This window comes from Streptomyces candidus (assembly GCF_014207445.1).
GTDB classification, from domain to species: Bacteria; Actinomycetota; Actinomycetes; order Streptomycetales; family Streptomycetaceae; genus Streptomyces; species Streptomyces candidus.
The window spans coordinates 54,316-71,466 of record NZ_JACHEM010000020.1; the positions used below are offsets into that span (position 1 = coordinate 54,316).

Annotated in this window: 18 protein-coding genes and 2 pseudogenes; 9 read left to right on the top strand and 11 right to left on the bottom strand. The window is 72.6% G+C overall.

Annotation, left to right across the window (positions count from 1 at the left end; all coding sequences use genetic code 11):
• Window positions 1-27 precede the first annotated feature (27 nt).
• The 4 genes from HNQ79_RS28825 to rpmB all read right to left on the bottom strand — a co-directional run bounded on the left by HNQ79_RS28825 (window position 28) and on the right by rpmB (window position 2,094).
• Complete coding sequence (locus HNQ79_RS28825) at window positions 28-669, bottom strand: class I SAM-dependent methyltransferase (RefSeq protein WP_185035852.1); 642 nt, start codon at window positions 667-669, stop codon at window positions 28-30.
• A 68-nt stretch (window positions 670-737) separates the two neighbouring features.
• The gene (locus tag HNQ79_RS28830; protein WP_185035854.1) at window positions 738-1,163 is read right to left on the bottom strand and encodes an EVE domain-containing protein; all 426 of its coding nucleotides are present in this window, start codon (window positions 1,161-1,163) and stop codon (window positions 738-740) included.
• A gap of 387 nt (window positions 1,164-1,550) precedes the next feature.
• Window positions 1,551-1,856 carry a 30S ribosomal protein S14 gene (gene rpsN, locus HNQ79_RS28835; protein ID WP_185035856.1) on the bottom strand — a complete coding sequence of 102 codons (306 nt, stop codon included), beginning with the start codon at window positions 1,854-1,856 and terminating at the stop codon, window positions 1,551-1,553.
• A 1-nt stretch (window position 1,857) separates the two neighbouring features.
• Window positions 1,858-2,094 (bottom strand): 50S ribosomal protein L28, encoded by a 237-nt coding sequence (rpmB, locus tag HNQ79_RS28840; RefSeq protein ID WP_185035858.1) that lies wholly within the window; start codon window positions 2,092-2,094, stop codon window positions 1,858-1,860.
• Between the two features lie 84 nt (window positions 2,095-2,178).
• Here rpmB and rpmG point away from each other — a divergent pair, with 84 nt between their 5' ends.
• The 3 genes from rpmG to HNQ79_RS28855 all read left to right on the top strand — a co-directional run bounded on the left by rpmG (window position 2,179) and on the right by HNQ79_RS28855 (window position 3,863).
• Window positions 2,179-2,343 (top strand): 50S ribosomal protein L33, encoded by a 165-nt coding sequence (gene rpmG / locus HNQ79_RS28845; protein WP_185035861.1) that lies wholly within the window; start codon window positions 2,179-2,181, stop codon window positions 2,341-2,343.
• Window positions 2,344-2,415: 72 nt separating this feature from the next.
• Complete coding sequence (locus HNQ79_RS28850) at window positions 2,416-2,673, top strand: type B 50S ribosomal protein L31 (protein WP_185035862.1); 258 nt, start codon at window positions 2,416-2,418, stop codon at window positions 2,671-2,673.
• Window positions 2,673-3,863 carry a CobW family GTP-binding protein gene (locus HNQ79_RS28855; RefSeq protein WP_185035863.1) on the top strand — a complete coding sequence of 397 codons (1,191 nt, stop codon included), beginning with the start codon at window positions 2,673-2,675 and terminating at the stop codon, window positions 3,861-3,863. Before HNQ79_RS28850 ends, HNQ79_RS28855 begins: the two co-directional genes overlap by 1 nt.
• A 117-nt stretch (window positions 3,864-3,980) precedes the next feature.
• On the opposite strand, the gene HNQ79_RS28860 is transcribed toward HNQ79_RS28855, so the two are convergent.
• Genes HNQ79_RS28860 through HNQ79_RS28870 form a run of 3 tightly spaced genes read right to left on the bottom strand, consistent with a single transcriptional unit; the run spans window position 3,981 to window position 6,774 of the window.
• The gene (locus HNQ79_RS28860; RefSeq protein WP_185035865.1) at window positions 3,981-4,325 is read right to left on the bottom strand and encodes an STAS domain-containing protein; all 345 of its coding nucleotides are present in this window, start codon (window positions 4,323-4,325) and stop codon (window positions 3,981-3,983) included.
• On the bottom strand, window positions 4,322-5,968 hold the full coding sequence (locus HNQ79_RS34125; protein WP_229923432.1) for a SpoIIE family protein phosphatase: 1,647 nt from the start codon (window positions 5,966-5,968) through the stop codon (window positions 4,322-4,324). Before HNQ79_RS34125 ends, HNQ79_RS28860 begins: the two co-directional genes overlap by 4 nt.
• Entirely contained in the window at window positions 5,965-6,774 is an 810-nt protein-coding gene (locus tag HNQ79_RS28870) for an alpha/beta fold hydrolase (protein WP_185035867.1), read from the bottom strand. Before HNQ79_RS28870 ends, HNQ79_RS34125 begins: the two co-directional genes overlap by 4 nt.
• A 352-nt stretch (window positions 6,775-7,126) precedes the next feature.
• Here HNQ79_RS28870 and HNQ79_RS28875 point away from each other — a divergent pair, with 352 nt between their 5' ends.
• Complete coding sequence (locus HNQ79_RS28875; protein ID WP_260421844.1) at window positions 7,127-7,471, top strand: glyoxalase superfamily protein; 345 nt, start codon at window positions 7,127-7,129, stop codon at window positions 7,469-7,471.
• 326 nt (window positions 7,472-7,797) lie between these two features.
• On the opposite strand, the gene HNQ79_RS28880 is transcribed toward HNQ79_RS28875, so the two are convergent.
• Window positions 7,798-8,784 (bottom strand): NAD-dependent epimerase/dehydratase family protein, encoded by a 987-nt coding sequence (locus tag HNQ79_RS28880; protein WP_185035869.1) that lies wholly within the window; start codon window positions 8,782-8,784, stop codon window positions 7,798-7,800.
• Window positions 8,785-8,946: 162 nt separating this feature from the next.
• Between HNQ79_RS28880 and HNQ79_RS28885 the strand changes: the two genes are divergently transcribed.
• On the top strand, window positions 8,947-9,807 hold the full coding sequence (locus HNQ79_RS28885) for an inositol monophosphatase family protein (RefSeq protein WP_185035870.1): 861 nt from the start codon (window positions 8,947-8,949) through the stop codon (window positions 9,805-9,807).
• Between the two features lie 65 nt (window positions 9,808-9,872).
• The gene (locus tag HNQ79_RS28890) at window positions 9,873-11,873 is read left to right on the top strand and encodes a bifunctional metallophosphatase/5'-nucleotidase (RefSeq protein ID WP_229923433.1); all 2,001 of its coding nucleotides are present in this window, start codon (window positions 9,873-9,875) and stop codon (window positions 11,871-11,873) included.
• A 37-nt stretch (window positions 11,874-11,910) separates the two neighbouring features.
• On the opposite strand, the gene HNQ79_RS28895 is transcribed toward HNQ79_RS28890, so the two are convergent.
• Both HNQ79_RS28895 and HNQ79_RS28900 read right to left on the bottom strand, forming a co-directional pair.
• A complete protein-coding gene (locus HNQ79_RS28895) occupies window positions 11,911-12,588 on the bottom strand; it encodes a maltokinase N-terminal cap-like domain-containing protein (RefSeq protein ID WP_185035871.1) in 678 nt (225 codons plus the stop codon).
• A 431-nt stretch (window positions 12,589-13,019) separates the two neighbouring features.
• Window positions 13,020-14,267 (bottom strand): APC family permease, encoded by a 1,248-nt coding sequence (locus HNQ79_RS28900; RefSeq protein ID WP_185035873.1) that lies wholly within the window; start codon window positions 14,265-14,267, stop codon window positions 13,020-13,022.
• A gap of 68 nt (window positions 14,268-14,335) precedes the next feature.
• Between HNQ79_RS28900 and HNQ79_RS34970 the strand changes: the two are divergent.
• A pseudogene (locus HNQ79_RS34970) lies at window positions 14,336-14,548 on the top strand (hypothetical protein); the annotation flags it as partial.
• Window positions 14,515-14,982 (top strand): annotated as a pseudogene (locus HNQ79_RS28905) (hypothetical protein); the annotation flags it as partial. The pseudogenes HNQ79_RS34970 and HNQ79_RS28905, both read left to right, overlap by 34 nt.
• A gap of 211 nt (window positions 14,983-15,193) precedes the next feature.
• Here HNQ79_RS28905 and HNQ79_RS28910 read toward each other — a convergent pair.
• Window positions 15,194-15,493: a hypothetical protein gene (locus HNQ79_RS28910; RefSeq protein WP_185035874.1), complete on the bottom strand. Its 300-nt coding sequence runs from the start codon at window positions 15,491-15,493 to the stop codon at window positions 15,194-15,196.
• A 903-nt stretch (window positions 15,494-16,396) separates the two neighbouring features.
• On the opposite strand from HNQ79_RS28910, the gene HNQ79_RS28915 reads away from it, so the two are divergent.
• On the top strand, window positions 16,397-17,151 hold a 755-nt coding region (locus HNQ79_RS28915), incomplete at its 3' end, for an MFS transporter (protein WP_185035876.1).

Below are 17,151 nucleotides of genomic sequence, written 5' to 3' on the forward strand. Positions count from 1 at the left end.
CCGGCATGGTCTGCGGCGCGGACGGGTTCAGTCGTGCCGGCGAGCCAGCAGGTAGGCCCGTTGTTGCGTCTCGTGGGCGTACGGGGCGCGCTCCAGTCGCATCTCCACGGCGAATCCGGCCGCTTCGAGCACCTCCGCGACGTGCCCCGGCTCCAGCAGGCGGAATTCGACGTCCACCTCGTGCCCCCACCATTGGCGCAGATGCCGGACTTCCGTCCCGGCCTGGAAGGCGAGGAGCAGCAGTCCGGAGGGCCGGAGCACCCGCGCCGCCTCGTCGAGGGCCCGCCGCAGGTCGCCGGGGTCGAGGTGGATGAGCGTGTAGAAGGCGACGGCCGCACCGAACTCGCCGTCCCGGGCCGGCAGACCCAGCAGGTCCCCCTCCCGGAATTCCACGTCGGGGAACCGCCGCCGCCCGGCCTCCAGCATCCCTGTGGACAGGTCGATCCCGACGGCGCGGGCCCCCTGCCCGGCGAGCCAGGCCGCGACGTGCCCGGGGCCGCAGCCGAGGTCGGCGATCGCGGCGTCGGGCGCGGTCTGTTCCAGGAGTGCGGCGAGCAGCGCCCGGTCGAGAGGTTTGCCGGTGAGCTCGTCGTGCAGGCGGGTGGCGTACTCCTCGGCCACGGCGTCGTAGCTGCGGCGCACGGAATCGTGACGTGCATGATCACTCATACGGTCAGCATGTCATGTGCCGCACAAGAGTCAGAAGCGTTCAGTTCCGCCTTCGCGCCCGGAATCCGTCACGCCGCTCGCTCCCGGCGGAGCCCCGCGTGGGCCTCCAGCAGTGCGAGGTCGGCGGCCGTCGCCCGGAAGACGCCCTGCGGGTGCTGGTTGGCGAGCGCGACGAGCGGGACCGGCTGATCGCACAGGGCGCTCGTCGCATGCGGGTCGAGTGCGACGGCCACCTTCCAGCGGGGCCCGGACCCCCCAGGCAGCTCGTACGGCGCGCTCCGCACCTCGGCCAGCGCGGCGATCTCCCGCACAGGCGTGGCGAAGTAGAACCAGACCCGGTCCCCCGGCTCCATGTAGCGACGGGCGGCCAGGCACAGCTCCCTGTCCGGGAGCGTCTCGGAGAGGGCCGACACCCACTCCTTGGTGGCGAGTTCGCCGTCCATCAGGGTCTGCGCGGGCCTCAGACAGTAGATCCAGTTCTGCACGATGGTCACTCGCCTCCTGCGTCGGGGGTACGCGGTCGAAGCGCACGGCGGACGTGTACCCCCGGGACACGGTACCCACCGCCGGGAGGCCTTCGCGCAGGAGCCGGTGGCGGGCGGCGGTACGGACGTGAGGGCGCCCGTCCGGCACCGCCACGCGCTGGGACGAGGCAGTGCCGCAAGGGCGCCCTGGGTACCGCGCCCGTCACGGAACGCGGGCCTCTGCGCACCGCCGCCCGTGCCGGAGCGACGCATGTCCGCCCGTGCCGGAGACGCACGTCCACCCGGGCCGGAGTCTCGTACCTCGGCCCGTGCCGGGGCGACGCACCTCGGACCGTTACGGAGCGGCGTACCTCCGGCCATAACGGGACGGCGGCCCGGCGGTCCGGCAGTCCGGGATCACCAGGAGGACTTCTTCACCCCCGGCAGGAACCCCGCGTGCGCCTGTTCCCGCACCCTCACCCGAGAGAGCCCGAACTTGCGCAGGTGGCCGCGCGGGCGGCCGTCCACGCTGTCCCGGTTGCGTACCCGGGTCGCGCTCGCGTCGCGCGGCTGGCGCGCCAACTCCGCTGCGGCAGAGCGGCGTTGTTCCTCCGTGGAAAAAGGGCTGCGCAGGGTCTTCTTGAGTTCGGCGCGGCGGGCGGCGTAGCGCTCGACGATCGCCTTGCGCTTCTCGTTCTGCGCGATCTTGCTCTTCTTCGCCATGTCAGACCTTCCCTCCACGGGCCCTGATCCGGGCCACCGCCGCTTCGATGCCCATCACGTCGATCGCCTTGATGGCCCTGGCGCTGAGGGTCAGGCGTACGTGCCGTCCCTCACTGGGAAGCCAGTAGCGCTTGTGCTGGATGTTCGGGTCGAAGCGACGCGGGGTGCGCCGGTGCGAGTGGGAAATGTTGTTGCCGAAACCGGGACGGGCTCCGGTCAGCTGACAGTGCGCGGACACGGGGCTTGCCACCTCTCTCTGGACAGCGTTCTGGACAGCGGGAACCCTATTGAAAATGGTTCCCGTTTTCAGTATGTTAGCGCCATGGCTCGCAACGAAGTACGCCCGATCATCAAACTCCGCTCCACGGCAGGCACCGGGTTCACCTATGTGACGCGTAAGAACCGCCGCAACAACCCCGACCGCATGGTGCTGCGCAAGTACGACCCGGTGGTCCGGCAGCACGTCGACTTCCGCGAAGAACGCTGACGGACCCCGGCGAAGCCGGGACCGGAGAGAAGCCGCAGGACCCGAAGAATCAGCAGAACGCGAGGAACCCCCATGAAATCCGGTATCCACCCCGCCTACGGCCCCGTCGTCTTCCGTGACACGGCGGCCGGGCACTCCTTCCTCACCCGCTCCACGGCCACCAGCGACAAGACGGTGGAGTGGGAGGACGGCAACACCTATCCCGTCGTCGACGTCGAGATCTCCTCGGTCAGCCACCCCTTCTACACCGGCACCGCGCGCGTCCTGGACACCGCCGGTCGCGTCGAGCGGTTCGAGCGCCGTTACGGCCGCCGCCCCGAGGCCTCCTGATGCGTCCGGAAGCGGAGGGAGGCGTAGAGGGCCGTAGCGACGAGGACCGCCCGCTCGCCGTCGTGCTGGTGGGCGGGCTGCACGCCGACGCCCGCCGCGACGCCGTCGAGGGGTTGCTGCGGGCGGTGCCCGCGAGCGTCGCGCTGCACCACGACCTCACCGGGGCGGTGGACGGTACGGTACGGCGGACCCTGCGCGACGCCGCCGGCGAGCTGTCCCGCTGGGACGTCCCCCTCGTCAACGACTGCGCCTGCTGTGCCCTGCGCGAGGACCTGATCCCCGAGCTGAGGCGACTGGCCGGGGCCGGGCTCACCCGGCTCGCGGTCGTCGAGCTCTGGGACTCGGTCGAGCCCAAGGCCATGGCGGAAGTCGTCGCCCTGCACGGCGGAGAATCCCTCACTCTCACCAATGTCGTCACGGCCGTCGACCCCGCCCTCGTACTGCCGTACCTCGCCAACGGGGACGACCTGACCGAGGCCGGGCTCGCCGCCGCGCCCACCGACCGGCGCACCGTCGCCGACACATGGGCACGACAGCTGGAGTACGCGCCCGTACTGGCACTCGCCGACAGCCCCGACGCCGACGAGGAGGACCGCGCGCTGCTCACGCAGTTGCACCCGACGGCCCGTCAGTTGAGCACAGGCTCGATGGAGTTGGCCAGGTCGGCGTTTGCCGGGTTCGACGTGGATTCGGCGGCCTCGGCGCAGCATCCGGCGTGTGCGCTGCTCCCGCAGGAGGCGGACGAGGCGGGAGTCGGCACCCTCGTGTGGCACCGGCGACGGCCCTTCCACCCCGAACGTCTCTTCCACGCCCTGGAGGAGCTGTGCTGCGGCGCCGTACGCAGCCGGGGGCGGTTCTGGCTGGCCGACCGGCCCGACACGCTGCTGGCGTGGGACGCCGCCGGGGGCGCGCTCTGCGTGGAGCCGACGGGGCCGTGGCTGGCCACGCTGTCGGACGCGGCCTGGGAGCGGGAGTCGCCGGTGCGCAGGGCCGCCGCGGCGCTGGACTGGCATCCCGAACACGGCGACTGCTGCCAGCACCTCGTATTCATCTCGCCCGGCCTCGACCGGGAGGCCCTGGAGCTGCTGCTCGACGCCTGCCTGCTCACCGACGCCGAGTACGCGGCGGGGCGCCAGGGATGGCAGCGGCTTCCCGCAGCGTTCGACGTGCTGCTCGCGCCGACGGCCTGACGCCGGCGGCGGGCGGTCCGACGGCAGGCCGGCTGACGGCTGACGGCTGACGGCTGACAGTCGGTGGCCCCTGCACCATCCCGCGGGGCTCGGCGTCCTGCCGGATGCGGCCCCGGTTCAGCCGGCGCCGACCGTCGCCGCTTCCGTGCTGGGGTGCATCGGGAAGATCTGGTCCAGGCCCACGAGGCGCAGGATGCGAATGGTGTTGTCGGGCACGGCGGCCAGGGCGATGTCCGCTCCGGCGGCCAGTGCGTGGTTCCGGGCGGCGATCAGGGCGGTGATGCCGGTGGAGTCCATGAACTCCAGGGCGGCCAGGTCGATGACCAGACGCTGCCCGCTGTGCAGTGCGAGGTCCGTGCAGACTTCGCGAAGCCGTCCTGCGGTGTCGTAGTCGAGGTCGCCGGCGATCTCCACGACGGGGCCGGTCGCGGCGTCTCGGCTGGTGATCTTCAGTGCACTCATTCCGGTTCCGGGGTCGTCGTCGCAGTGACAGTGGCGACGGTGGTGGCAGTGGCAGTGGCGGTCGCGGTGGCGACAGTGGCGGTGGTGGCGGACGTTGCGGTGGTGTCCTTGGGCGCGCCGAGGGCGAGCAGGGCGGTGTCGTCGTCCAGGCCCGTGCCGAATCCTTCCAGGAGAGCGGTCAGCGCGCCGACCAGGGCTCCGGGTCCGGCATCGGGGAGGTCGGCGACGAAGTCGCGCAGGGCGTCGTCGCCGTAGAGGGCGCGCTCGGGGCCGGTGCGGGCCTCGGTCAGGCCGTCGGTGTACAGCAGGAGGGTATCGCCGGGGGCGAGGGTGGTGTGCGCGGCGGTGAAGTGCGGCTCGGGCACGACGCCGACCAGCAGTCCGCCGGGGGTTTCCAGGTACTCGGCCCGGCCGTCCGCGCGCCGGATCAGCGCCGGGGGGTGCCCTCCGGAGGCGAGGTGCACGGCGACGTGGCCGGTGGCCGGGTCGGGTTCGACGGTACCGAAGACGGTGGTGCAGTAACGGGGGTCGCCGCCGGTGTACCGCTCGTGCAGCACGGTGTTGAGCGTGCTCAGGGCGGCGACCGGGTCGGGGTCGTGCAGAGCGGCGGCGCGCAGCGAGTAGCGGGTCAGCGAGGTGAGCGCCGCCGCCTGGGGACCCTTGCCGCAGACGTCGCCGAGGAAGAACGCCCAGCGTTTCCCGTCGAGCGGGAACAGGTCGTAGAAGTCGCCGCCGAGGCGCTCGGGGGAAGCCGTGTGGTAGTACGAGGCCGCCTCCAGTCCCGGTACGACGGGCAGGTGGTCGGGCAGCAGGCTCTGCTGGAGGACACCGAGCGCGTCCTGGAGGCGGGCCCGGTCCGCCTCGGCGTCCCGGCGCGCAGCCTCCGCCTGCTGCCGCTCGAACTCGGCCTGCTTGCGGGCGAGTTCGGCGGCCCGACGGTCCTGCTCGGCATCCTTCGTGGCCTGCTCGGCCTGGCGTCGGGCCCGCTCCTCCTCTTTGCGGGCCTGTTCGGTCTCCCTGCGCGTCTGCTCCGCCTGCCGTCGGGCCCGCTCCTCCTCCTTGCGCGCCCGTTCCTCCTGCGTACGGGCGTGCTCGGCGGCTCTGCGTGCCTCGTCCGCCGCGCGGCGCGCCTCCTCGGCCTCCGCTCGCGCCCGCTCGGCGGCCCGGGTGCCGCGCAGGAGCTCCTCCTCGTAGGCACGCCGGTCCCGGGCGTCGGACAGGGTGGTGCGGATCAGCAGGGGCTCACCCTCGCTGCCGTACGTGACGACGGACGAGGCCAGGACGGGCATGCGGGTGCCGTCCGCGGCCTTCAGTTCCAGGGCGACACCACTGATCTCGCCCTGCATCCGCAGCAGGGGCGCGAAGTGCGTCTCGTGGTAGATCCTGCCGCCCGCGGTCAGCAGGTCACCGAAGCGCATACGGCCCAGGACCTCCTCCCGGGTGCGGCCCAGCCAGCCGAGCAGGGTGGCGTTCACCTTGGCGACGGTGCCGTCCATCATCGTCGTCAGGTAACCGCACGGGGCCTGCTCGTACAGGATCTCCGGACTCTCCTCCAGAAGGGCGGGGAAGGCCGCGTCGGCGCTCTCCCCTGCCGGGGTCGCACCGGTGCCGTCGGCCCCGGACCCGCGGGCACGTCGTATCAATTGAGCGCCCCGAGAAGACCTTCGAGCGCCGCGACGGTCGCCTCCGGCGCGCTGAGCTGCGGGCAGTGCCCGGTGGCCGCCAGGGTCACCAGCCGCGAGCCGGGCACCGCAGCGTGCACGTACGCGCCGACCTCCCGGGGTGCGAGGGCGTCCTCGGAGCACTCCAGTACGAGTGTGGGCACCGTCACGCCCGCCAGGTCGTCGCGGGAGTCGGAGAGGAACGTGGTGCGGGCGAAGACGCGGGCCATGGCAGGGTCGGTGGCACAGAAACTGTGGGTGAGCTCCTCCCCGAGTTCCGGGCGGTCCGCGTTGCCCATGATCACCGGAGCCATGGCGGAGGACCAGCCGAGGTAGTTCGACTCCAGTGACTCCAGCAGTTCGTCGACGTCCGCGGCGTCGAAGCCGCCGCGGTAGCCCGCCGCCTCGTCGTCGATGTAGCACGGGGACGGGCAGACCATGGCCAGTGCGCCGATGCGCTCGGGGGCGGACCGGGCCGCCAGGACGCCGATCATGGCGCTGACGGAGTGCCCGACGAACACGGCGTCGTGCAGATCGAGCTCCTCGCAGACCTCCGTGACGTCCGCGGCGTAACCCTCCAGGGAGGAGTAGCGACGCTCGTCCCAGGCTTCCGGGGCCGAGCCCCCCGACCCCACGTAGTCGAACAGCACGACCCGGTAGCGCCCGGTGAGGGCGGGCACGACCAGACGCCACATGTTCTGGTCGCAGCCGAAGCCGTGCGCAAGGACGACCGCCGGCCCGTCGGGGCGGCCGGCGACCTTGACATTGTTCCTGCGACGTACATCCATACCGACCATCCTGTCATCCCTGCCCGGTAGTGCCTTACGGGCGGTGCACGGGGGTTCTGAGCAGGTGCTTTGTGGGGCACCGGGCCCTTGAGGGGCGGGGCATCGCGGGCGGAAACGGCTTCGGCCATGGCGTCGGGGGTGTCCACCGGACGATCAGCGCCGGCTCCTGTCCGCTCGGCGCCGACGAGCAGACGCGGCTCGCCGGCCTCCTGGCGCGGCTCGCGTCGACACTTCCCGAGGGCGGGGGCGGGGGCTGGGCCGACAGGACGTCGTCACCGCCCCGGCCGGGCCCGTCCCGGCCGGGGCGGTTGCTCATCCGCCGGAACCGGCTCCGTGTGCGTCGTCTGGAACGATGACGCGCATGGACGACGAGGAGATCATCCCCATTCTGTACGTGACGGACGCCGCGGCGGCGGTCGGGTGGTACGGCCGCCTCGGCTTCGCCGAGCAGTGGGTGCACCGCTTCGAACCCGGCTTTCCCGCGTTCGTCGAGGTCGCTCGGGGACGGGTGAAACTGTTCATGTCGGAGCATGAGGGGGACGCCCGGCCCGACACCCTGATCTACCTGAGGGTGCGTGAGGTCGATTCCGTGGCGAGGGAGTTCGGTGTCGACGCCCAGGAACTCCCGTGGGCACGCGAGGTCGAACTGCGCGACCCGGACGGCAACCGGGTACGGGTCGCGACGCCCACGTCCTGAGCCGTGCGCCGGGCCCGGTGCTCGGGTCGCGACGCGCACGTCCTGAACCTCCGCTCTGGGCAGGGTGACCGGGAAGCGACGCCCACGCCCTGAGGCTCCGCGCCGGGCACGGTGCTCGGGGCCCGGGGCCGATCCCGCTTCGTCGCCGCTCCCCGGCCCGCGGTGTCTCGGCCGACGGTGCCTGGGTGCCTGGGTGCCTGGGTGCCTGGGTGCCTGGGCCGAACGTGCCGTGGCGGAAAGTGGCGGGCGAGCCCGTGCGCAGGGGCCCCGTCGACCCGTGCTCAGTAGTACGCCGTCGGCCGTGGTTGCCTTGTCGTCGGTCCCTGTCAGCCCAGTGCGTCGAGCAGTTCGCGTTCACGTTCCGCGTCGAGGCCCGCGCGGCGGTCCCGGTCCAGGCCCTGGGCGCGTTCCCAGTGGAGGGTGTCGGCCAGCATCTCCGCACGGGGACGGTGACGGAGTCCGGCGGCGGCCGCCGCGGCGCCGCTGCGGGCGGCCCATCCTTCCCAACCGGGCTCGACCACCCACATCGGCAGCGACCCAGGCCCCATGAACTCGGCCACGTCGTGGGCGCGCAGCCACGCCGAGTCGGCGGTGACCACCGGGCCGGTGTGTCCACCGACAGTGCGGGAGAGGGCGATCCATTCGCCGAACGGGACGACAGGCCCGACCGCGTTGCAGACGCCGGTGATGCCCTTCTCCGCGGTGTCGAGCAGCCACGCGGCGAGGTCCCGTACGTCGATCGCCTGGGTCGCCAGGTCCGGTTCGTCGGGGACGAGCATCGGTTGCTGCGGGTCGCGTGCCGCGCGGGCCACCCAGTAGCCGGTGCGGCCGCTGTGATCGCCCGGCCCGCCGATCAGACCGGCGCGGGCGATCAGGAGGCGGTCGCCGACGGCCCCGGTCGCCGCCTCTTCACAGGCCGCCTTCGCCTCGCCGTACGACTCCCTGCCCACTTCGTCCAGTCGGGTCGGCGCGAGGAGCGGATCGGATTCGTCGGCCCCCGGCTGCCCGTGGGAAGCGTAGGCGCTGACGGAGGACACGTAGATCCAGTGCCGGGCCCGTGCGCCCAGGGCGTCGAGGGCTCCGCGTACGAATCCCGGCTGCCACGACACCTCCACGACCGCGTCCCAGTCCCGGTCGCGCACCTGGTCGTACGCCGCGGGGTCGCGCCGGTCGGCGGCCACCAGCGTCGCTCCTTCCGCCACCTCGCCGCTCTCACCGCGCGCCAGACACGTCACCCGGTGCCCACGCCCGATCGCCTGCCGCGACACCTCGCGGCCCACCCATGCCGTCCCACCCAGTACCAGGATCTCCATGGCCTCAGGCAACCACCGGCAACGGTCGTGCGCCCCCTCTCTTCGCCCACAGCAGACGTGCTTCGCCCACAGCGGACGCGGCTCCGCTCCCCGCGGGTCCGGCCGCCCGCCCGTGGTCGACCCGTGGCCAGGCCATGGCCAGCCCGTGGTTAGGCTGCCCCCATGACGATCGAGCACAGCGGCGACGACGCCCAACTAGCCGTCCGAGCCGCGCAGTCCGGGGCTTCGGTCGTCCGCGAGATGTACGGGTCCTCCCTCGCGCGGTACGCGAAGGACGCGGGCGACTTCGCGACCGCCGCGGACATCGCGGCGGAGCAGGCCATCCTCGACGTCCTGCGCGCCGCACGCCCCGAAGACGCCGTGACGGGCGAGGAGAGCGGAACGACGGGCGACGCGGCCGCCGGTCGCAGGTGGCTGGTCGACCCGCTCTGCGGCACGTTGAACTACGCCGCGCGCACCCCGTTGGTCGCGGTGAATGTCGCCCTGCGGGCGGGGGCCGGTGTCACGGCGGCCGCCTCGGCCGATCCGTTCTCCGGTGAGGTGTTCTGGACGGACGGCGCGGGCGCGTTCGTCCGGCAGGACGGCAGGGACGGGCGGGATGAGGAGTTGACGCCCTCGGCGGATTCCCGGCTGGTGGACGTCAACCTCGACCCGCCGTTCCCCAACGCCCCGGACTTCCGCGCCGCACAGCTCCTCAGCTCCCCGGCATTCATGGCCGATTTCAGGCCCCGCGTGGTCTCCTCCACGGTTGCCGTCGCATGGGTGGCCGCGGGGCGGCGGGCCGCCTACGTCACCGACGGCCACCAGAGCGACAGCGTGCACTTCGCCGCCGGGATCGCCCTGTGCGAGGCCGCGGGGTGCGTGGTGACGGGCATTCACGGCCAGCCGGTGGACTCGGGTGCCGGCGGGTTGGTGGTGGCGGCGGACGCGCCGACCCACAGCGCGCTTCTCGCCATGATCAAGGACCAACTCCCCGACGCACCATACTTGTTGGCGGGTGAGCGGTTCACGGGGCTGCCGTGACGCTGCCATACGCACGACGCCCGTGATTCCCGGGTGCTTCACTTCCCTGTTCGCACCATCGGGGCGTGACGACGACTCGCAGCACCACGCCGCGCAGCATCCGTAACCACGAGACCGGCCGCCGGACCTTCCTCACCGCGGTGGGCGCCCTGGCCACCACCACCGCCCTCGGCGTCCCCGCCTACGCCTCCGACTCCGCCCGTGACGCCGCCACCGCCGACGAGTACGTCGATGTGCAGCTCCTCAACATCACGGATCTGCACGGGTACTTGCAGGGCCCGACGGGCAGCGACTCCGTCGTCCGCGGCAACGGCGGGAAGAAGTACACCGTGGGCGGGGTCGCCGCCATGGGCACGCACCTGGAACGGCTGCGGGACGGGCGGCGCAACTCGCTGTTCTTCGCGCCCGGCGATCTCTTCTCCGGCTGGGAGTTCGACGCCGCCGCCTTCTCCGACGAGCCGACGATCGAGGCGCTCAACAAGCTCGGCCTGGACTTCGCGACGGCGGGCAACCACGAGTTCGACAAGTCCCCCGCCAACCTGATCCAGCACATGGAACGCGGCCACGCCTACCCGGTGGTGGGCCGCGACACCGGTTTCCGCGACTCCACCGGACGCCGTTTCCGGGGCGCGGACTTCCCGTACTACTCCGCCAACGTGGTGCGGGCGCGGGGCGGCCGGACCGTCCTCCCGCCGTACCACATCGAGTGGGTACGGGGTCCCGGCGGGCGGCGCCTGCCGATCGGGTTCATCCATCTCACCGCGGTCGGGAGCGAGTTGTTCCCGAACTCCTTCCACCCCGGCCTCAAGACCCTCGACGACGTGGCGACCGCCGACCGGTACGCGAAGGAACTCAAGCGGCGCGGTGTGCACGCGATCGTGCTGTCCATGCACGACGGCGCCGTCGCGGGTGGCGACTTCAACAGCGGCAGCGACCCGTCCGGGCCCGCCTACGAGCTGGCTCTGAAGGTTTCGCCCGACATCGACGCCATCGTCTGCGGGCACTGGCACACCCGGTTCAACATGATGGTCCCCGACCCGCACGGCAACCCCCGGCCTTTCGTGGAAGCCGGGTTCCACGGGCAGGTCATCAACGAGATCAACCTGCGTCTGGACCCCCGCACGGGCAGGGTGGTGCGCGAACTGACCGTCTCCACCAGCCACCCCAACACCCGTGACGTCACCCCGCACCCCGATCTGAAGGAGATCGCCGACCACTGGGCCGCGCGGGCCGCCGAACGCGAGCGGAGCCCTCTCGCAAAGCAGCGCGGGCCCTTCACCAGGACCCGTAACGCCGCAGGCCAGAGCACGATGGGGGACCTCGCGGCGGACTGGGCGCTGTGGGCTGCGCGCAGACCCGTCCCCTCGTGGGACGACTCCAACATCCACCGCCACGTCCCCGCTCAGCTCGCGCTCGTCCCACTGGCGCCGACGGTCGGCCAGTCCTTCGTACGGGGCGACCTGCTGCCGACGGCGGACGGATCGGTGACCTTCGGGAAGGCGTGGCGGGCCATCGGTTACGGCAGTCCGATCGTCGGCGTGAAGGTGTCGGGGCAGCAGCTCCACGACGCCCTCGAACAGCAGTGGTCCACCGGCCCCAAGGGCGAGCTGCGGTTCGCGCCGCTCGCGGTGTCCGGCAACGTCCGGTACTCCTTCGACGCGGCGGGCCCGGTCGGCGACCGGGTGGCCCCGGCGGACGTGCTGATCGACGGCGTACCCCTGCGGCTCGACCGGGACTACCGGCTCGCCACGTCGTCGTACACCCTGCTCGGGATGGATGGCTACCCCGCGCTCACCACGTACCGCGAGCCCTACCGGCACGAGCGCGACTTCGAGAGCTTCATCGCCTTCGTGCGCGAGCGGCGGGAGTTGACCCCCTCGCCGCTGGACCGGGTCAAGCCGAAGAACGCGCGCCTGCGGGTGGGTACCGCCGACGCCGGAAAGGTCACCGATCCGCCGGTGCCCACGCGCGAGGACGGCACCGCACTGCCGCCCTCGGTCGCCGCCATCGTGACGGCGGGCGGCCCGAGGGCGCGCAGGCACGGTGGTTTCCGACCGCCCTGCTGAGCGACTCGCCCTGCTGCGGCCGGTGTCGGTGTCGGCCTCAGTGCGAAGGGGCGGCGGTGAGCACGGCGAACGTGCCCCGGTACTCCGTGCCGTCCTGCGGATGCCAGGGCGCGGTGAGGTGTCCCAGGGTTCCGGTCGGGCGGGGGCCGGAGCCTTCCTCGTCCGGGACCAGGGCGCGCACCACACGCAAGGTGGCGGCCGGGGACGTTCCGACGGTCACGTCGGTGCCGTCCGCCCCGTCCGTCACCGCCATCGGTGCGGCCGGCCCGCCGCCGGGGAAACCGGCACCGGTGACGTGCGGGACGACGGTCGGGTCCGGGGTGTCGCTCTCGTTCTGGGCCTGGGGGACGGCACGGCCCTGGAAGAGGGCGATCAACTGGGCGACGAGCACCGGGTCGTGCGTCCCGTCGTACACCCAGCGCGTGCCCAGCACTCCGTGCTCGCTCGTGCCGATGAGTCCCTGCTCGGCAGCCTCCAGCGGGGCGTCGCGGTAGGTGAGCGGGAGGTGGTAGGAGACCGGGCGTCCGCCCGAGGTGTCGGTGACCACCATGAACTCCATGCCGACCTCGCCCCGCGGGTCGTCGAGCCGGAATCCGCCGGTCCTGGTCAGCTCCGGAGCGCCGGAGCCCGCGACGTACCAGGGCTTGCCCGGCAGCCAGGCGGCGAGGAGTTCGACTTTGGTGGGGGACATGGTGGTGCGGTAGATGACAGCCATGACTGATCAACAACGGCCCTGGAGGCGGGTATTCCCGCGCGGGTGAGTTTTCCCGGGGTGGCGAAGGCGCCGGCTCGGGATCCTGACCGGAGTGCTCGCGCTCGTCCTGAGCCCGGTGCTCGGCTCGTACAACGAGCCTTCCCCGGCCGACGCGGCTGCACCGCGCTGCTCCCGGTGGCTGCGTGGCTGCGGCCGGGCTGACCGCGGTGGTGCTGTGGCGACGGCACGGAAAGGAGTTGGCCGGCGGACGGTCGATCGCCGGGGTCGCCCAGCGGGTTCTGCTGCGGCCGGTGCCTCGGGCCCGGTGCGACAGCCGTCTCGTACACCTCGGCCCATGGCACGTCAGAAGGGCGGAACGACGGCAGCCGGTGCGGCCGGGGCGCGACCGCAGCCAGTTCCGCCGCCTCCTCAGCGCCTCGCCCGCCGCCTCCTCAGCGTCCCGCCCGCCGCCGCACCCCGTACACGGCCGCGCCCAGCGCCAGCACCCCGGCTCCCCAGCCGACCGACGCGGCGGGCAGTGTGACGGCGAGCAGCAGGCAGCCCGCCAGCCCGAGCAGCGGGACCGCGCGCGGCGGCCTGCCCTCGTCGCGGGTGAGGGTGAGGGCCGCCGCGTTGGCGACTGCGTAGTAGGCGAGCACCCCGAACGACGAGAATCCGATCGCCCCGCGCACGTCCACGGTCACCACGAGCGCGGCGACGACCGCGCCGACCGCCAGCTCGGCACGCTGCGGCACCTGGTACCGGGGGTGTACGGCGGCCAGGACGTGCGGCAGGTGCCGGTCGCGGGCCATCGCGAGGGTGGTACGGGAGACCCCGAGGATCAGCGCGAGCAGCGACCCGAGCGCCGCGACGGCCGCCCCCACGCGTACCACCGGCGTCAGCCACTCGACCCCCGCCGCCCGGGCAGCCTCCGCCAACGGGGCTTCGGCGCCCGCGAGTTGTTCCGCGCCTAGCACTCCGAGGACGGCGACCGCGACGGCCGCGTACACGACCAGGGTGATGCCGAGGGCGAGCGGGACCGCGCGCGGGATGGTCCGTGCGGGGTCGCGTACCTCCTCTCCGAGGGTGGCGATACGGGCGTACCCGGCGAACGCGAAGAACAGCAGCCCGGCGGCCTGCGCCACCCCGTACCAGCCGGCGTCCGCACGCCACTCCAGCCGGCCCGCCTCCACGTCCCCCGCGCCGAAACAGGCGGCCACGACGGCGGCCAGCACCGCCAGCACGAGGACCACGATCGTCCGCGTCAGCCAGGCCGACTTCTGGATCCCCGCACAGTTCACCGCGGTCAACGCCACCACGGCGGCCACCGCGACCGCGTGCGCCTGCCCCGGCCACACGTACGAGCCGACCGTCAGCGCCATCGCCGCGCACGACGCGGTCTTGCCGACGACGAATCCCCACCCCGCCAGATATCCCCAGAATTCCCCGAGTCGCTCCCGCCCGTAGACGTACGTCCCCCCGGAGGCCGGATAGCGGGCGGCCAGCCGTGCCGAGGACGTGGCGTTGCAGTACGCGACGACGGCGGCGGCGCCGAGTGCGACCAGCAAACCCGACCCCGCGGCTCCCGCAGCCGGGGCGAGTGCGACGAAGATCCCGGCCCCGAGCATCGCGCCGAGGCCGATCATGACGGCGTCCCCGACCCCGAGCCGACGCCGCAACTGCCCCGCATTCCCGCTCATCGCGCGACCCGGCCTTCTTCGCCGGCCTGCCGCGGGGCCGGCACGGGGCCGCCCAGGGACCCGGGACGGTGGCTGCGGGTGCTGTTGTCTTCGATGGCCATGCGGTACCCCGGTCGTCGAGCGGTGCGTGGTGTCGCGATGCCGAGGAGGCTATCGGCGTATGCGAGGGGGCGGCAGGCCACCCCCTCGCATACGCCGTCCACCACCTCACCGACCAGCCCGTGGAGATCGCCGACCTGCTCGGCGCGTGCGAGAGCGCGGGGAACCCGGACCGGGCGTTCGTGTTCGGTTCCACTTCGAAGATCACCGCGGCGGGCGCGGGCGTCGCCTTCTTCGGCGCCTCTCCCCCGCGAACCTCTCGTGGCATCTCGCCAACAACGCCAGGCGTTCCATCGGGCCCGACAAGGTCAACCAGCTCCGGCACGCCCTCTTCCTCCGCGACGCGGACGGGGTGCGCGGCCACATGGTGCGTCAACGCGCAGTGCTCCAGCCGAAGTTCGAGGCGGTCGCCCGCATCCTGGACGCCGAGCTGAGCGGTACCGGACTGGCGTCCTGGACGTCCCCGAAGGGCGGCTACTTCGTCACGCTCCAGGTTCCGGACGGCTGTGCGAAGGCCGTCGTACGACGTGCCGCCGAAGCCGGCATCGTCCTGACCCCGGCGGGCGCCACCCACCCGTACGGCGACGACCCGCGCGACGCGGTCATCCGCATCGCGCCCAGCTACCCGGCCCTGACGGAACTGGAGCAGGCGATCGAGGGGCTGGCCGTGTGCGCGTACGGCTGGTGGGATACGAACAGCGGGCGGAGGCCCAGGCGTGACGTCCGGCCCGCGTCGGCGTCGGCTCGTCCGGTGGCCTCCGGGTTGCCCCTGACGGCGGGCCCTCCGGAGCGGGCCGGCCACGCCCTGCCCGCATGGCCCGCGCGCGCTACCGCATCCGGCGCCGCAGGTCCTGCGCGGCCCGGGCGACGGTGCGGCCCTCGCGGCGGCGGCCTTGCCCGTCCAGATGGTGCCCCAGCCAGGTCAGGGACTCGACGAGGCCGGGCAGGGCGTTCCTCGGGTGCATCTCGGTATCGGGCAGCTGGACGACCAGGTCCGCCGCCTCCAGGGCGGGGGCGGACACCTCGGCGTCGCGCCCGACGCGGACGAACCGGAGGGCCAGGTTGGTCAGTGCGTGCAGGTACCCGCAGAGGTGCTCGTCGGAATTGCCCGCCTCCTCCGCCCGCATCCGTCGGAACGGCCAGACGTCGGGACACCTCAACGGCCTCGCGGAGGTGCGCAAGCGCCCCGTGGTGCCGGCCGAGCGCGGCGAGCTGGTTACCAAGAGTGGCCAGCGCCGTCGGCAGGAAGGAGAGGTACTCGCCGGGTTCCTCCCGCGCACACTCGCTAAAAATCGCCACGCCCTCCTCCGCAAGCGCTCGTGCCTGTCCGGGCCTGCCCTCCACCCCCAGCAGGCGTGCCCGCTGGTCCAACGCCACCGCCAACGCCGGCAGCCAGCCCCGATCTCTGCCGACAAGTTGCCGGTAGACATCGGATGCCTCCGCCAGGACGTCGTTCAACTCGTCGTGGAGGGCGGGCTGTTCCGTCAGCAGGGCGCTGAGCCTGAACAGACCGGCGCCCAGGCCGGGAAGGCAGTGCCCCGGATCCTCCCGGGCCAGCCGCCGAAGCTTCGCCACCTCCCGCCGAGCAGCTGGCAGCATCCCTTCACTGCCCGACGCACCGAACTCCACCATCGCGCTTCCCCCGCCTCACCCGTTGCCCGCCCGGCCGGCAGCCTTCCACGGATGCCGCGGGGCCGAAACAGGACGTCCGGCCCCGCAGGCTCCCGATTGCCTCGCTCGGGAGCCGGTAGCCCTTCCGCAGCGGGGGCCGCGTGCGCGTAATTCACTGGCCTCCCGGACTCCCACCCTGCTTGTATGTGCGCTGCCACGTCCGGCAGTTGTCGAGGAGTGCGAGATGCCCGGTTTTTGAGCACGCGCTGACGTCGTAGGTCGTCACCGACCCGTCATCGCGTGCTGCCCCTGATGCGCCGGTACACCGGTCCTTGGACTTCTGGTCCCCCGACCGGTGAGCCGGCCTGCGGCACAGCGAGCCCTATTTCGCGCCTCGTTCCGCCATACCAGGGGTCCTCATGTCCTCCGCTCCCTCCTCCCCGTTCCGCTCTGCGGATTTCCGCCGGTTGTGGTTCGGCCAGACCGTCTCTCAAGTCGGCTCCCAGGCCAGCCTGTTGCTCCTGCCACTCCTCGCCGTCCTGGCACTCGACGCGGATGCCGACCGACTGGGAGTGCTGCGTGCCGTGGAGCAGGTCCCGGTCCTGCTGCTCTCACTCTTCGCCGGTGCGTGGGCGGACCGGCTGCGCCCCCGCGACGTCATGGTGTATGCGGACGCCGGGCGCGCGCTCGCCCTGGTGGCGGTCGCCGCCGCGTACGCGTTCGGCGTGCTCGGGATGGAGGCGCTGCTCGTCGTCGCGTTTCTCATGGGCACGCTCACCGTCTTCTTCGACGTGGCGTACCAGGCCTCCCTCGTACAACTGGTACACCGCCAACAACTCACGCAGGCCAACAGTGCGTTGGAGGGCAGTAGGTCCGTCGCACAGTTCGGTGGTCCGGCACTCGGCGGAGGGCTGCTCTCGGTGTTCTCCGTGCCGGTCGCCGCGCTCGTGAGCGCGCTGTTCTTCGTGCTGTCGTTGCTGTCCCTGCGGTCGATCAGGAGTGACCGGCCGCGTGGGGCGCGGGGCGGGCCGGTTGGCGAGCGGGGCGGGCGGCGTGAGGGGCGGTGCGGGCCGCCCTTTCCCGTTCCCGCGCTGCGGCGGATCCGCGAGGGGGTGCGGCACGTCGCTGGTGAGGCGTCGCTGAGGGCCGTCGCGCTGGCGACGGCGCTGTTCCA

Coding starts and splice junctions, on each gene's coding strand:
- HNQ79_RS28825 (WP_185035852.1), bottom strand. CDS start 669: ATGAGTGATCATGCACGTCACGATTCCGTGCGCCGCAGCTACGACGCC.
- rpsN (WP_185035856.1), bottom strand. CDS start 1,856: ATGGCGAAGAAGAGCAAGATCGCGCAGAACGAGAAGCGCAAGGCGATC.
- rpmG (WP_185035861.1), top strand. CDS start 2,179: ATGGCTCGCAACGAAGTACGCCCGATCATCAAACTCCGCTCCACGGCA.
- HNQ79_RS28850 (WP_185035862.1), top strand. CDS start 2,416: ATGAAATCCGGTATCCACCCCGCCTACGGCCCCGTCGTCTTCCGTGAC.
- HNQ79_RS28855 (WP_185035863.1), top strand. CDS start 2,673: ATGCGTCCGGAAGCGGAGGGAGGCGTAGAGGGCCGTAGCGACGAGGAC.
- HNQ79_RS28860 (WP_185035865.1), bottom strand. CDS start 4,325: ATGAGTGCACTGAAGATCACCAGCCGAGACGCCGCGACCGGCCCCGTC.
- HNQ79_RS28870 (WP_185035867.1), bottom strand. CDS start 6,774: ATGGATGTACGTCGCAGGAACAATGTCAAGGTCGCCGGCCGCCCCGAC.
- HNQ79_RS28875 (WP_260421844.1), top strand. CDS start 7,127: ATGACGCGCATGGACGACGAGGAGATCATCCCCATTCTGTACGTGACG.
- HNQ79_RS28880 (WP_185035869.1), bottom strand. CDS start 8,784: ATGGAGATCCTGGTACTGGGTGGGACGGCATGGGTGGGCCGCGAGGTG.
- HNQ79_RS28885 (WP_185035870.1), top strand. CDS start 8,947: ATGACGATCGAGCACAGCGGCGACGACGCCCAACTAGCCGTCCGAGCC.
- HNQ79_RS28895 (WP_185035871.1), bottom strand. CDS start 12,588: ATGGCTGTCATCTACCGCACCACCATGTCCCCCACCAAAGTCGAACTC.
- HNQ79_RS28900 (WP_185035873.1), bottom strand. CDS start 14,267: ATGAGCGGGAATGCGGGGCAGTTGCGGCGTCGGCTCGGGGTCGGGGAC.
- HNQ79_RS28910 (WP_185035874.1), bottom strand. CDS start 15,493: ATGCGGGCGGAGGAGGCGGGCAATTCCGACGAGCACCTCTGCGGGTAC.